The sequence below is a fragment of the Nostoc sp. C057 genome (assembly GCF_013393925.1).
GTDB lineage: Bacteria > Cyanobacteriota > Cyanobacteriia > Cyanobacteriales > Nostocaceae > Nostoc > Nostoc muscorum_A.
The window spans coordinates 36,956-50,677 of the sequence record NZ_CP040291.1 but is presented as its reverse complement, the minus strand read 5'-3'; the positions used below and the strand labels follow the sequence as shown (position 1 = coordinate 50,677).

Sequence of the window (13,722 nt, the reverse complement as noted above, 5' to 3'; positions counted from 1 at the left end):
GTTCTATTCGCAATAAATAGAGGTTTTATCGCCAGGGTTTGAAAGCTATGTCACTTATATAGCAAGCTCTTTAGCTCCCTTGTCGCCCCCTGAACACTAAAAGTTAGACGAAGATTGCCTGGCTTTTCCTTATATTGCCGTCTATATTGCCGTCAAATTCCTGTTTATTCCCTTTGAAATACCACGCTCTTTTTTTATAGTTATCTCATCAGGCAAAGCTCAGGTTAATTAAAACCGAGATAACTGACAAAAACCAGTAAATAAGCAGGGAATAAGCATGAATAAACTCAAAAAAATCAGTATTTTGACGTTAATGTCTCTAATCTTGAGTGCAGTGCCACTTCTACAAGCTAATGCAACGTCAACAAAGCAGCGTATGCAGGTATGGGTAGGTAATAACCAAGGGCAAACCATAGACCAGGATCGCAGCTTTGTTGTTGTTACATGTGATACTACAGGTATGGTTAATGTTGTCGGGCATTTGCATAAAACTAATCAGATTTCAAAAGTGCTTAAGATAGCCGTTAAAAAGGATGCTTCAACACCCTTTGCTCCTGCTAACTCTGATTTCACCACAGACACAGCAGGTAACGGTAACTTCTCTTTTACTCTTACTGGCTTCGCTTCTGGAAAGCACGATTTAGTGGTTGAAATACAGAATTATGCATTCACTGGAGTGAACTTGTACTTTAACGAGGATGCAGCAAATGGCACTACCACTTACGGTGTACCTTTCATTTGCCCAGCGCTGTAAGCAGATGGAGGTCGCGTCAAAAGTACATTGACAAATTAAAGAACAAAGGATGCTGCGTTGATTGGGTGCAAAGTGTAGTGGCTGCGGAGAATGACCTTGCTACCAAGCTTAACCCACGCAGCTTTGAAGATCGGATCAAACCGCTTTTCTCAGCACTATTGCCGGAAAGCTATCTAGTACTAGGCGATACCGCAACCGACATCTACTATGCTCGGAGTATAGGCGCTCAAGTGGGCTGGGTAACCTTTGGCTACGGCGACCCCGATGTATGTCAGTCTTTGAACCCCGATTACATCATCCAGTCTATCCCTTCTGTCATCGATACTGTAACCAAACCATGCCTAATGTCATCAATATTGTGACCAAACCATGCCTAATGTCATCAATATTGTGACCAAACCATGCCTAAAAATAGTCTGAGTCTCGCAGTGCGCGAACAAGCTGACCGTTTATGTATGTTGGAAGATTTGAATTACGCACCTGTTGATCTCGGAATTATACGTGACTTCACAGATTTCTGCTCGCCTCATATTTTAAGGAGCAGCGCGCAGGAAGTTATCAACCAGATGACGTTTAAGCTTTTTACTCATCCGATGACCGCGTTTAGTGTGCCAGATATGATGATACCGATTGCCCGTGCTGGCAATATAATTCAGGATTTTTCAGCATTTTTGAGGATTTTTAGGTCTACGCTGAAGTCTATTACCTAAGTGCTTAAGTAGTTTTACCACTAGGGCTAATTTTAAAAAAGGGAATCTGTCATGAAAAACTTCAGAACTTTACCAAACCATTCACATCAAGCCCATTTTCCTTGGGAACAAATCAACACCCAGGATTTATTACCTGATTTCCTGAGAAATGGCGGATTCGCAGGTGATTCTGGATTAAGCCTGACTTGCAAAGCTTCGCAAGTCACGACATCAGTAGTTTTTGCGGAAAGTCTTCAGATTGATTCCAGTAGTGGAAATGACTTGTTGGAGATTCAGGGAATAGTGGATCAAGCTTTACAGGATACTTATAGCTATCTCAGTCAGTTCCGATTGGATGCAGGGTACACTGAGAAGTTGGAAACTGCTTTTGGTAAGGATTTTAATCAGGGAGTAGCTAATCAATTATTTGATAATTTTGCTCAAGGGGATCTTAGCGATATTCCTACCATTGAAATTGTGAATCGTAATAATATTAATGGTGCAAATGGAGCTTTTTCTATTACCACAGGCAAGATTTATTTAGCTTCTGAGTTTATTAGCCAAAATTCTCAGAATCTCAATGCGATTGTGGCTGTATTACTGGAAGAGTACGGTCATAATGTTGATTCAAAAATTAATACGACAGATGCGGCAGGAGATGAAGGTGATATTTTTGCTCGGTTAGTGCAAGGAAAAAATATCAGTCAGCAAGACTTAGCCGTTTTAAAGGCTGAGGATGATACGGCGACTGTTACTTTGAATAGTGAGGTTATTCAAATTGAGCAGAATGCTCAAACTACGTCTCAATTTATAACATTACTTAAACCTACAACCACATCCACAACTATTATCGATTATGGAAGTACCCAAGAGGATATTCTCCAACTTCAATCTTATAGAACTACGACACCAGGACTCGTACAAAAAGTTTGGGGTTATGACGGTGCTGATATCTTCAATGTAAATTTTGAGCTTCCTGGTAATGGCAAGGTCGGAATAGACTTTAATACTGGGAATTTAAAAAAGTTAGCTGAGATGTTAGTAGAGCCTGATTGGGATGTTCGGGCTAAACGTATTGCAGCGGATACAGCCGCAGCTATTACAGGCTCAGTAATTGACTATGCTGCTGCTTCTGCTCAAACGGCATCCTCAATTCCCTTTTTTGGAGGTGGTGTAGCTTCCGCTGCTGAAGTAATAGCCACTACAGCACATTTAGCAGTTGATCTAGCTAATATTGCCGCTAATGGGTACTTAGACATCGAAGAATATAATAATAGTCTGGCTGGTATAAACGACTTCTTTGCTGATCAAAACAATAGTAATTGGGGATCTGTTAATATATTAGATGCCAGAACAGGAGTTGAAATCAGGGATTTTCAACCTGGGGTAGATATAATCACGCTTCCTGAATTACCAACAAATTGGAGTTGGAAAGTCGGTTCAGGTACGTTCAGTGATACTGCTAAAGACTATGTTTCAATAGGCTTTGTAAATGGTAGTAATGCTTCTGGAGAAATTCTACGAATTGGCTTTAACGACTACTCATCATCACTAATCATTGGTAGCAAACAGGATTTTATTAGTAATTTGTTAACTACTTCAGCCAACTCAGGTTGGGTGATCAGTGACACTATTAAGGAGCAGAAAATTGCATCAGATAGTATCTTGAATGGAACTATTGCAAATGACGTACTCTCTATTTTAGCTACAAACTCTTTCCCAACAGTTACGCTTTCTGGTGGTTTGGGTGATGATGTGTTAATAGGTAGAACAAATGGAAATGACGTATTAAATGGTGGTGATGGCAACGATTATATAGTACTTCAGAAAGTGTCAGACACTATCTATGGTGGGATTGGATATGATCGGGTTGACTATTCCAATCTCACAGCAGGAGTAAATGTAACATCTTCATCATTTATATCTATAGAAGGTGTTATAGGTACTAAATATTCTGACGTTATCGATTTGAGGAATTTAATAGTCAGTACTTCCGAGAATTTAGTTACAGGACTTATCTCTATACAGGGGAATGATGGAAATGATAATTTAACAGGTAGCAATTATAATGATCTTCTGGATGGCGGTGCTGGTAACGACATTTTAGTAGGTAGGCAAGGTAATGATACTTATATTGTCGATAACCCAAATGATACCATTACTGAAAATATAGATGAAGGTATTGACAGCGTTAAAAGTTCATTTACTTACATTCTGGGTAATAATTTAGAAAACCTCACTTTAACAGGTAAAACTGCAATTAATGGCACAGGAAATGCAGCTAATAATGTCATCATAGGTAATGCTGTTAATAATATCCTAAATGGTGGTGGTGGTGATGACACCCTAAATGGTGGCGGTGGTAATGACATCCTAAATGGTGGCGCTGATAATGACACCCTTGATGGTGGAAGTGGTGATGACACCCTTGATGGTGGGACTGGTAATGATATTTATGTTGTAAATACAACTACTGTCATCATTACAGAAAATATCAATGAAGGTATAGACACTATTCAATCGAGTGTCACCTTTAGTCTGGCTAATTTACCTAACGTGGAAAACGTCACTCTAACGGGGACAACAGCGATTAATGGAACTGGTAACACAGCTAATAACTTTATCACAGGCAACAGTGGCAATAACACCCTTGATGGCGGTGCTGGTAACGACATTTTAGCAGGTAGACAAGGTAATGATACTTATATTGTCGATAACCCAAATGATACCATTACTGAAAATATAGATGAAGGTATTGACAGCGTTAAAAGTTCATTCACTTATATTCTGGGTAATAATTTAGAAAACCTCACTTTAACAGGTGAAACTGCAATTAATGGCACAGGAAATGCAGCTAATAATGTCATCATAGGTAATGCTGTTAATAATATCCTAAATGGTGGCGGTGGTGATGACACCCTTGATGGTGGAAGTGGTGATGACACCCTTGATGGTGGGACTGGTAATGATATTTATGTTGTAAATACAACTACTGTCATCATTACAGAAAATATCAATGAAGGTATAGACACTATTCAATCGAGTGTCACCTTTAGTCTGGCTAACCTACCTAACGTGGAAAACGTCACTCTAACGGGGACAGCAGCGATTAATGGGACTGGTAACACAGCTAATAACTTTATCACAGGCAACAGTGGCAATAACACCCTCGATGGTAGTGCAGGCAATGACACCCTCAATGGTGGTGGAGGTATTGACACCCTGATTGGTGACGCAGGCAATGATATCTATATTATTGATACAACCACTGACACGATTACAGAAAATGCCAATGAGGGAACAGATACAATTCAATCCAGTGTCACCTTCAGCCTAGCCGTCTTAGCAAATATCGAAAACCTCACCCTGACAGGGACAGCAGCGATTAATGGGACTGGCAACACAGCTAGTAACTTTATCACAGGCAACAGTGGCAACAACACCCTTGATGGTAGTGCAGGCAATGACACCCTGATTGGTGGCGCAGGCAATGATATCTATATTATTGATACAACCACTGACACGATTACGGAAAATGCCAATGAGGGAACAGATACAATTCAATCTAGTGTCACCTTCAGCCTAGCCGCCTTAGCAAACATCGAAAACCTCACTCTAATAGGGACAGCAGCGATTAATGGAACTGGTAACACAGCTAATAACTTTATCACAGCTAATGCTGGTAATAATATCCTTGATGGCGGTGCTGGTAATGACATCCTTAACCCTGGTTATAGCCAAGGCTCAGTTGACACAGTTAATGGAGGAGATGGTACAGATACTCTCGAAGCTAGTTACACAAACAAAACAGATGGTGCTGGTATTCATGTAGGAGCTACTAGTACTTCTAATACACCTCATATCAGGAATCGTGTTAATGGTCAGATTTTAGTCAATGTCTCTAATGTAGAAAACTATAATATTACTGGCACACAATATGATGACATTTTTGTAGGGCTTTCAGGCAATGACATCTTTAATGGCGGTGCTGGTAATGACACGTTTGATAGTGGTGCTGGTAATGACATCCTTAACCCTGGTTATAGCCAAGGCTCAGTTGACACAGTTAATGGAGGAGATGGTACAGACACTCTCGAAGCTAGTTACACGAAAAAAACAGATGGTGCTGGTATTCATGTAGGAGCTACTAGTACTTCTAATACACCTCATATCAGGAATCGTGTTAATGGTCAGATTTTAGTCAACGTCTCTAATGTAGAAAACTATAATATTACTGGCACACAATATGATGACATTTTTGTAGGACTTTCAGGCAATGACATCTTTAATGGCGGTGCTGGTAATGACAGGTTTGATGGTGGTGCTGGTAATGATATCCTTAACCCTGGTTATAGCCAAGGCTCAGTTGATACAATTGATGGAGGAGATGGTACAGATACTCTCGAAGCTAATTACACCAACAAGGTAGATGGTGCTGGTATTCATATAGGACATTTTGGTACACCTCATGTCTGGAACCGTGTTACTGGTCAGATTTTAGTCAATGTCTCTAATGTGGAAAACTATAATATTACTGGCACACAATATGATGACGTTTTGTTGGGATTTTCAGGCAATGACATCTTTAATGGCGGTGCTGGTAATGACACGCTTGATGGTGGCGGTGGTAATGACATCCTAAAAGGTGGGGCTGGCAATGATGTTTATGTTGTAGATACAACTAATGATAGCGTCACAGAAAATGCCAATGAAGGTATAGATACAATTCAATCGAGTGTCACCTTTAGTCTGACTAACCTGCCTAACGTGGAAAATCTCACCCTCACAGGAGCCACTGCGATTAATGGTACAGGTAATGCAGCTAATAACGTCATCACAGGTAATGCTGGTAATAATATCCTTGATAGTGCAGTTGGTAATGATACCCTTAATGGTGGTGATGGTAATGATATATTAACCGGGGGAGTTGAGAAAGATACTCTAACTGGAGGATTTGGAGCAGACCGTTTTGACTACCGCAACTTAGCTGATTCCATCTTCAGTAGCTTTGATATTATTACCGACTTTAATGCTACCACTGGTAATGATTTATTCCTCATTGCCAATACACGCACTGGATTTGTTGATGTGGGATCTGTGGCAACTTTGGATATAGTAGGCATTGCAGCCAAGTTAACAACCACTAGTTTTGCTTCTAACTCTGCTGCTCAATTTTCTTTTGGTAGTCGTACTTTTGTCGCTATTAATGATGCTACAGATGGCTTTAATACTAATACCGATGCCATAATTGAGGTAACAGATTTTGCTGGTACTCTAGGAATTAGTAATTTCACTACTACCTAAGCGTAGCTCCTAGTATTATTGAGCGAATCCTAACAAATCAAATTTTAAGTAGAGTGGGTAATAAGCCATGAATGTCATAGCTTTACCCACTTTATCAATGTGATAAGATTATTTTGCTCATATCATTACTACGCTCGTCAGTATTAAAACGCAAAATTCTCACTCCTCCACCAGATACCGCCGCATCATATCCGCCACCGCCACCGCCTTACCCTCCGGCGTATACACAACCTCACCCGACATCGCAATCACAACCCTCTGCCGTCTCGCCCACTTAAACCAATCCTCCACAGCAGATTTGGCCTGTGTGGACTCCGTTTTTCTCTCCCCCTTACAAGCAACAACAAACACGGCTTCTGGTGAATTAACGCCAATCCTCGTTCGGAGTGCTTCCTTCAAAGTCAGCGATCGCGCTACTGCTCCCAGTATTAACCAACACCCCATCAACACAAGCGATACCCCACTGCAAATACTTCGCCAGCAACTTCTTGATCACAATCTGCAAAGCTGGATCATCACTCCAACACTATTGCAAAAAGTCAAAGCCCGGATTCTGCCCTGAATTCGCCGCAACTTTCAGTTTCTGCATCCGCTCCGGTCGCATATTTGACCTTGCAACAATCGCCTCATGCGACCATTTCTCAGTACTGGGGATAGGCGCGGCGGAACCTTCACCTTCATCAACTGCTTTGATTTCTACACCTGAAACTGAATTTTCAACCAACAATGTAGCAAAATAATCTTGTTCTACCTGCCCCTGAGTTTGATTAGCGATCGTTGAACTTAAACAAAATTCATTTTGGGCGACGGGCGCGGCGGAAAAAGTAGCCTCATGAGAGTCTCTCACTTCCTCATCACAATCATTGATTAAACAAATTGGCAGAACATGAGCAGAATTTAAATGCGAGAGGGCTTCCAGTCTGCTTAATTTTGTTGTAGCAAAATAGACCATCAAGGTATAAAGGGGAGGTTACAGATTCAAGCGTAATTAGTGCTTTGTCGCCTCCATTTCATAACATCGCAAAATTAGAGGCTTAAGTCTATCAAAATCATTTACTGAATCAATTTTTATTTTAGACACCATCTCAGAATTAATCCCAGGCACATCTTGAATCACAAAATCAGGCGCTAATATCTTTGCTTCATCAGCACTTATCCTAGCAATAAAACTTTTCTTGCCTGATGATAGATATAATCGCAAAAACCACCATGTTGTTTTACCGAGATTAATCCCAAAGTAAGAAACAGTGTCTCTATGTTGGATACCAATATTGAATTTAGTAGAAGTTTGTGTGATTGCTTGAATTCTGTTAAAGGCCGCTAATTCTTCCTGGGTTGTAATAACATCGGCTTTTTCTTCAGCATCTAAATCGTTATTAATATCTGGGTCTATATGCTCTGAACGTGTCAAAGGTTGGTCATCAGCAGGATGAGTCATTTCTTGATTGACAGACCGAGTAATCAAAGATAGTAAACTAGATTGGAGCGAACGTTTAACAATAGGCTTAAATCTATTAATTACTCGTGCATTCACTACACTGCCTCGAAAATCAAATTTTGGTGCAACTGTACCAAGTTCTTTAATTAAAAAATGAACAAATTTATCTGAAGGAGATACTAAAAGCCCATCTATTAACTCACTTATCCCTTGAGAATAAAGCATTTCTTCAGCATCATTTTTAATGCTAGACGCATCAAAATTATCTCGGTGAAAAAGTTTAAGATTTTCTACATCTTTTGAGGTGTAATCTAGGATGTTGAAGGTGAAAAACGCTTCCTTATCCATCATGTGAAGATTTTCTAAATCAGTAAAAAATCGATATTCAACCCCATTCGTAACAACGCTAATTTGAACAGTTAAAATAGCATTGAAATAACTTCTAAGTTGTCCGTCGTGTATTTCTGGTTTTTCTTTACAAGACTTCGCTTCAACCAGCATAACGATGTTGCTGTTAATTGCGATTGCATAGTCTACTTTCTTTGGTTGTTTTACTCTTGTAGGGGTGCCAAAATCCGCGAAATATTCGTGTCTAACTTCGCTTGGATCGGTAATGTCGTAGCCTAAGATACTTAAAAATGGAGAAATAAAAGCTGCCTTGGTGTTTTCTTCTCCTATAACGATAGGAAGGTTTTTATTAACTTTTTCGGATAATTTAACTAAATCTTCTGCGAAACCCATACTGTAAACATGTGTGATACTTTTGATCTAATAAAAGTATTCCCAGGTTTCCCCAGTAACTATCACTTGTTTGTTAGGCTCGATCCGAAAGCAACGACGCAGTTGACTTATGCTTCGTGAAGGCAGTAGTCGGAAAGTTACCTATTGCATGGATCAGCCGTCTAATATTCCTGTGACAATTCGTAACTGAGAGTTTTTGCTGCGATGCCCACAACATATCTTGTATGGGAATAATTACATGAACTAAACTTCTATTTCTCCTGTGCTTTCTTGATGGCATAAAGCAGTGCTTCAAGATATTCCAGGCGTGTTAGGCGAAACTCCCCGTTGTTGCAATGGGTGGTGTGTCCGAGACATTTCAAGTGTAGGAAAATACAATACGAATAGTAGTATAAGGGTTGAATGGCACTAAGATAAGCGCAAATTCCTTATTTATAAGGCTTTTGGGTGATAGTGAGGAAGAAGTTTTTTCGCTATTCATTCCACTTCACCAACTCCCCATCCACAAACGCAATCCCCCACTGCGGAAACTTCGCCAATAGTTTTTTGATCACAATCTGTAAGGCAGGGTCATCATGACAGCATTGTTGGAGGAAGTGAAAACCAGGATTTTCCCCAACTAGAGAAGCCATCTTCAGTTTCTCCATTCGCAATAGTCTAGCTTGGGATCTCATGGCGATGTCTTCTCTACGAGACGCTCCGCGAACGGGGGTAAACAACGCCTCACTAGATTTTTGCACCTGATAATTGACTACAGATATATTCCACAGCTTCTCAAACTTGCTGATTGTTGCCCTCATGCTGGCGTAATACTTGCTGTCTAGCAAATATTGAATTACCCACAATGGAGGGCATTCTCCAAGGTTTGCTCTATCCAACCATTCAAATACCTCACTTTGATTTAATGACACGGGCGCGGCCGAACTTGTGCCTTCATGATCTACTTTATCTTCATCACCAGAAACCAAGTTTTCAGCCAACAAAGAAGCAGAGGGATGACTCGGTTCTATTTTTTGATGTGCGATCGCTTCCTTAGAAGAAAATTCATTTTGAGCAACGGGCGCGGCGGAACAAGCACCTTCATCACAGTCCCTCGGCTCAACACCATAGTCTTGGTTTTCAGCCAATAACAAAGCAGATTCACTCGGTGCAGCATCCACAAGCGCTAGCGTCGTGCAGTCCATTGCCACAGGCAAGCCTTCAAGTTCTGACGCGCTTTCGATATGTGAAGGCGACGCGCCCCTCAAGGGCGCATGAGCCGTCTTCTCTAAACCCGAATTTTCAGTTGGCGCGTCAGAACCAACTACCATACCAACAACCTTAGTTGGTTGTTGGTAGGTAGTTAACGGGTTGTTAGAAACGTTGTTAGGATTTTGGAACCCTTGCAAATCCTCACTTTTTTGACCATTCTTTTGGAATGATTCCAAATCAGTGTGGATTTGTTCCACGCCAGGGTAATTTTCATTCCGTCCGAGCGCATTTGTTTTCTCCCCGGCGTGGACGGCTTTCTCGTCACAAGAATTGGTTTCCGCAGACGTGGACGATTCCCAGTAAAAGCGATTGTAATAACCATGAAGGTTACGTACACGGTAGCTAATCAATCCAGGTCTACCGGAAGGCAAGCGGCCAAACACTTCCTCAAACTGAAATAATCCTTGAGCAGTTAACGCCGCCCCTGCTTTTTGCAAAGATTTGTAGGTGAGGTTAGTGTCGAGTTTATGGGCAGAACCTCCGAATTGTTCAGCTGCTACAGAGTCTAACCAAAGCTGCTGCACAGATGGAGGTTGCTGACGAACCCAGTTAATATCCTCTATCGATACTTTGCAATGTGGTCTAATCGATTTGTCTGCATCCGTCTGTTTGCGATCGCTTCGCTGTTTGCTGCCACCGTTAATTGCTTTTAATGCTGTAGTCATATTTCCCCCAAAATTTGCATGACAATGTGAGCGACATGGTTGCAATGCCGCGTTTAAGTTTTTTGGCTATTCTCTTAGCGAGTCTTTATCTACTGCTTCTCGCCCTTCCAGAATCGCAACTCGTCTCGAAAATACCTGTCAGTCTTTTTCGATTCGTTCTGCCAGTGATCCCAGGCAACGATTACCTCATCTCCCAAATCTTGAATTACTTCTCCTCTGGCGACATACAAGGTACGGTATGGGTCTGCGTGGGCAACGATAGAACCAACTTGAATAGTTGGCGGTTCGGTAGATGCTTTCTCAAGAGCAGCAATTAATTCTGTTTCTTCAGTAGTTAATTCCGCCCAGTAGTCTGATTTAATCACCTCGTACTCTTGAGCAACTTCCCAAAACTCCTGCCAACTACACCCAGGTTTAGCTAGCACCCGCCGAATATCACTAACCGCTTGGGGCAACATTTCCAATTGTTCGGCCCGATACGCGATCGCTTCAGGAGTCGGACTACTGCCCAGAATTATCGCAGCAGCTTCGAGCGCTTGGGTGTTGTTCATCGCACTGGCAAGGTTTTTCAAAGCCATTCCCATCAGCCGCAGACATTCTTGGGCATTCTCCTTGGGCGGTTCTACAGCTAGCGATCGCAAATCAATAGTTTTTTCCAAGGCTTGCTTCACCTGCTTGTTCAACGCTTTAGTCGCCTGTTGGGTCATGGTATTTCCCCATTGTTGAACCGGATGCTGTTGTACGGCGTGTTCTAATTCTTGGATACGTTGCTGGAGTTGTTGATTTTCAATCTCCAGTTTCCGTAACCCCTCCATTTCATCCAGCCGTTCCTGCAACTCGATGTTTTGCTCTTTCTGCTGCTTGTACAGGTTTTATAGAGATTGGATTTGCTCAATTACTTGTTCTTCTGCTCTGGCCGATACTTCTGCTTGTAGCCCAATTCTCAATTCCTGCTCTAGACGCTCTAACTCAAGCTTGTGTTGCTCTTTGATTTGGGCGATCGCTTCCGTGTATTCTTTTGGGTATGTGCGCTCTGCTGAGAATGACACAATCGCGTCATTTAAACCAGTCAAATCAGCATTGTTGATCAACAACCTTTCGCCATCAGCAAAGGTGACAATCTGCTGATAATTATTCGGTGCGTCTGCCTCAATCACTCCCGACTCCCCATAACGAGGATGCGAAAGGGAAGAAACAGTGACAGAATTACACAATTGCGTTTTGACTTTTTCTTGTTTTGTGCTACTGGTTCTAGTGGTTGACGTATTTTTTGGAACAACCTTCTGAACTGCAAGAGCAAAATCGGCGGCAGTGGGGAAGGATTTTTCTTGGGAGGCGATCGCAAACAAAGCGTGGTTTGTAAAAAGTTGAAACGAGCTATTTGCCTCATCTCACAAACTTGTTCATTTGTATATTTCCACAGCATTCACACACGCACCTATGGCGTTGATACTCCACTATTTCAACGGGACGTTCCACTAATTGCGCTACACAGTGCTTTTCTACTTTTACTGCTAGGGGTATAAATGCTTTTTGACCACAAAAAACACAATCTGTAGGACGTAAAATTTCATAACGATCTATTCTGCCAAAACCCTTACGAGTCTTACCTTGATGCCCAGGCTGTCCACCTGGTTTTCTTTTCGGTTGATTTGATTCCTCTTGTGGGGGTGCTTTTTTGTTTTCGCTCTTTTTGTGAATGTCCCCAGACGGTGGTTTCGACGAATTAGAGCTATCCAAATCTCTACTGACTTTTAAACGTTCTATTTCTTGCTGTAGTTCTAATACTGTTTTCTGTAACTCACGTATTACTTTGCTCTGCTCAATGATTATCTCTACCAGTTCTTCCTTCGACAACTGGTTCAAGCTTTCTCAGTCTAAATCTTGAGGCAGGTTTTGGTTCATATATGTGATACTCCCCCTCAATCGTTCCCCTTGTCAATACTCTGCCACCTGAATCCTTACGATTTAGCAACGTATATCGAACAATATATATACGATTTTCGGGATAAAGAGATAGTACACGATTCCTGTTTTAGGAAACAAGATACAATATGTATAGCAAATAATGGTATGTCTTTAGGTTATGGATTATCGTACCCAAAAGATACTGATAATATGAAACAATCTCTAATTTTGGATCATTTATTGGTTGGAACACTCTAAGTAGACAGCTAGAGTTGACCGGGATTGTTAACTTAATTTTAGTCATGGAATTGCTTGGAAAGCGTTTTTAGATTCTTACAAAGGAGATTAGATTATGTCTGGTGAAAAAGATATTCAGATTGTTCGTGGGAATAATAACCGTACAGCTAAAGGAGACAATAGCACTTTTGTTCAAGGAGACAATAACCAAATGTCTCAGGCCGAACAAGTCTCTACAACCGAAGTCATTGAGATGTTGGCTTACTTGGAAGAACAAATTCAAAATTTAACTGCATTGTCAGAAGTGGAACGGGAAAAGTCCGTAAAGCGTTTAGAAGCTGCTAAAGTAGAAGTAATCGAGTCTGAACCTGATAAGGAATCTATTGCTAAGAGTCTCAAACGAGTTAATGAAACCTTGAATGAAGCGGGTGAAACAACTCAAGAGGTGAAAGAATTGGTTAAAGAGCTTTTCCCCACTGTGGTAAAAGTTGCCGGATGGTTAGGATGTGCTGCGGGAAAAATTTGGATGATGTAGTTCTTTAGTATTGCTTTATGAATCAACCAATTATATGAAATCCGGATAATTACTATACTCAAGTCATTGCGACTGGAAAGGAGTGCAAGGAAGCAATCTCAGAGGTTTAGGAGATTGCTTCCTGTTGTTGGAATGACAAGTTTTCAATCGGATTCTATATTATTAAAGATCCTTTAGCTTTAACCTAGCGTGGCAAAACT

The 13,722-nt window shown here is 41.1% G+C and carries 9 protein-coding genes and 2 pseudogenes; 5 read left to right on the top strand and 6 right to left on the bottom strand.

What is annotated here, in order from left to right:
- Window positions 1–277 precede the first annotated feature (277 nt).
- The 4 genes from FD724_RS39040 to FD724_RS39025 all read left to right on the top strand — a co-directional run bounded on the left by FD724_RS39040 (window position 278) and on the right by FD724_RS39025 (window position 6,747).
- Window positions 278–754: a hypothetical protein gene (locus tag FD724_RS39040; RefSeq protein ID WP_179076922.1), complete on the top strand. Its 477-nt coding sequence runs from the start codon at window positions 278–280 to the stop codon at window positions 752–754.
- 77 nt (window positions 755–831) lie between these two features.
- On the top strand, window positions 832–1,116 hold the full coding sequence (locus tag FD724_RS39035; RefSeq protein ID WP_218651566.1) for an HAD family hydrolase: 285 nt from the start codon (window positions 832–834) through the stop codon (window positions 1,114–1,116).
- A gap of 39 nt (window positions 1,117–1,155) precedes the next feature.
- Window positions 1,156–1,464 (top strand): hypothetical protein, encoded by a 309-nt coding sequence (locus tag FD724_RS39030; protein WP_179076920.1) that lies wholly within the window; start codon window positions 1,156–1,158, stop codon window positions 1,462–1,464.
- A 51-nt stretch (window positions 1,465–1,515) separates the two neighbouring features.
- The gene (locus FD724_RS39025; protein WP_179076919.1) at window positions 1,516–6,747 is read left to right on the top strand and encodes a bluetail domain-containing putative surface protein; all 5,232 of its coding nucleotides are present in this window, start codon (window positions 1,516–1,518) and stop codon (window positions 6,745–6,747) included.
- 159 nt (window positions 6,748–6,906) lie between these two features.
- Here the strand turns inward: FD724_RS39025 and FD724_RS39020 are convergent, their stop codons facing one another.
- The 6 genes and pseudogenes from FD724_RS39020 to FD724_RS38990 form a co-directional block, all read right to left on the bottom strand.
- Window positions 6,907–7,191 (bottom strand): hypothetical protein, encoded by a 285-nt coding sequence (locus tag FD724_RS39020; protein WP_256874809.1) that lies wholly within the window; start codon window positions 7,189–7,191, stop codon window positions 6,907–6,909.
- 82 nt (window positions 7,192–7,273) lie between these two features.
- Window positions 7,274–7,594, bottom strand: a complete 321-nt coding sequence (locus tag FD724_RS41570; protein ID WP_256874794.1) for a hypothetical protein — start codon at window positions 7,592–7,594, stop codon at window positions 7,274–7,276.
- A 141-nt stretch (window positions 7,595–7,735) separates the two neighbouring features.
- A complete protein-coding gene (locus FD724_RS39010; protein WP_179076918.1) occupies window positions 7,736–8,926 on the bottom strand; it encodes a type I restriction endonuclease in 1,191 nt (396 codons plus the stop codon).
- 473 nt (window positions 8,927–9,399) lie between these two features.
- Window positions 9,400–10,842, bottom strand: coding sequence for a hypothetical protein (locus tag FD724_RS39005; RefSeq protein ID WP_179076917.1), 1,443 nt, complete (start codon window positions 10,840–10,842; stop codon window positions 9,400–9,402).
- An 89-nt stretch (window positions 10,843–10,931) separates the two neighbouring features.
- Window positions 10,932–12,185, bottom strand: a pseudogene (locus tag FD724_RS42310) (hypothetical protein); the annotation flags it as partial.
- 64 nt (window positions 12,186–12,249) lie between these two features.
- A pseudogene (locus FD724_RS38990) lies at window positions 12,250–12,708 on the bottom strand (DUF6444 domain-containing protein); the annotation flags it as partial.
- A gap of 394 nt (window positions 12,709–13,102) precedes the next feature.
- Here FD724_RS38990 and FD724_RS38985 point away from each other — a divergent pair.
- Complete coding sequence (locus FD724_RS38985) at window positions 13,103–13,522, top strand: hypothetical protein (RefSeq protein ID WP_179076915.1); 420 nt, start codon at window positions 13,103–13,105, stop codon at window positions 13,520–13,522.
- Window positions 13,523–13,722 lie beyond the last annotated feature (200 nt).

Bases quoted from the DNA above. Each gene is read 5' to 3' on its own strand.
- FD724_RS39040 (WP_179076922.1), top strand. From the start codon at position 278: ATGAATAAACTCAAAAAAATCAGTATTTTGACGTTAATGTCTCTAATC.
- FD724_RS39030 (WP_179076920.1), top strand. From the start codon at position 1,156: ATGCCTAAAAATAGTCTGAGTCTCGCAGTGCGCGAACAAGCTGACCGT.
- FD724_RS39025 (WP_179076919.1), top strand. From the start codon at position 1,516: ATGAAAAACTTCAGAACTTTACCAAACCATTCACATCAAGCCCATTTT.
- FD724_RS39020 (WP_256874809.1), bottom strand. From the start codon at position 7,191: ATGGGGTGTTGGTTAATACTGGGAGCAGTAGCGCGATCGCTGACTTTG.
- FD724_RS39010 (WP_179076918.1), bottom strand. From the start codon at position 8,926: ATGGGTTTCGCAGAAGATTTAGTTAAATTATCCGAAAAAGTTAATAAA.
- FD724_RS39005 (WP_179076917.1), bottom strand. From the start codon at position 10,842: ATGACTACAGCATTAAAAGCAATTAACGGTGGCAGCAAACAGCGAAGC.
- FD724_RS38985 (WP_179076915.1), top strand. From the start codon at position 13,103: ATGTCTGGTGAAAAAGATATTCAGATTGTTCGTGGGAATAATAACCGT.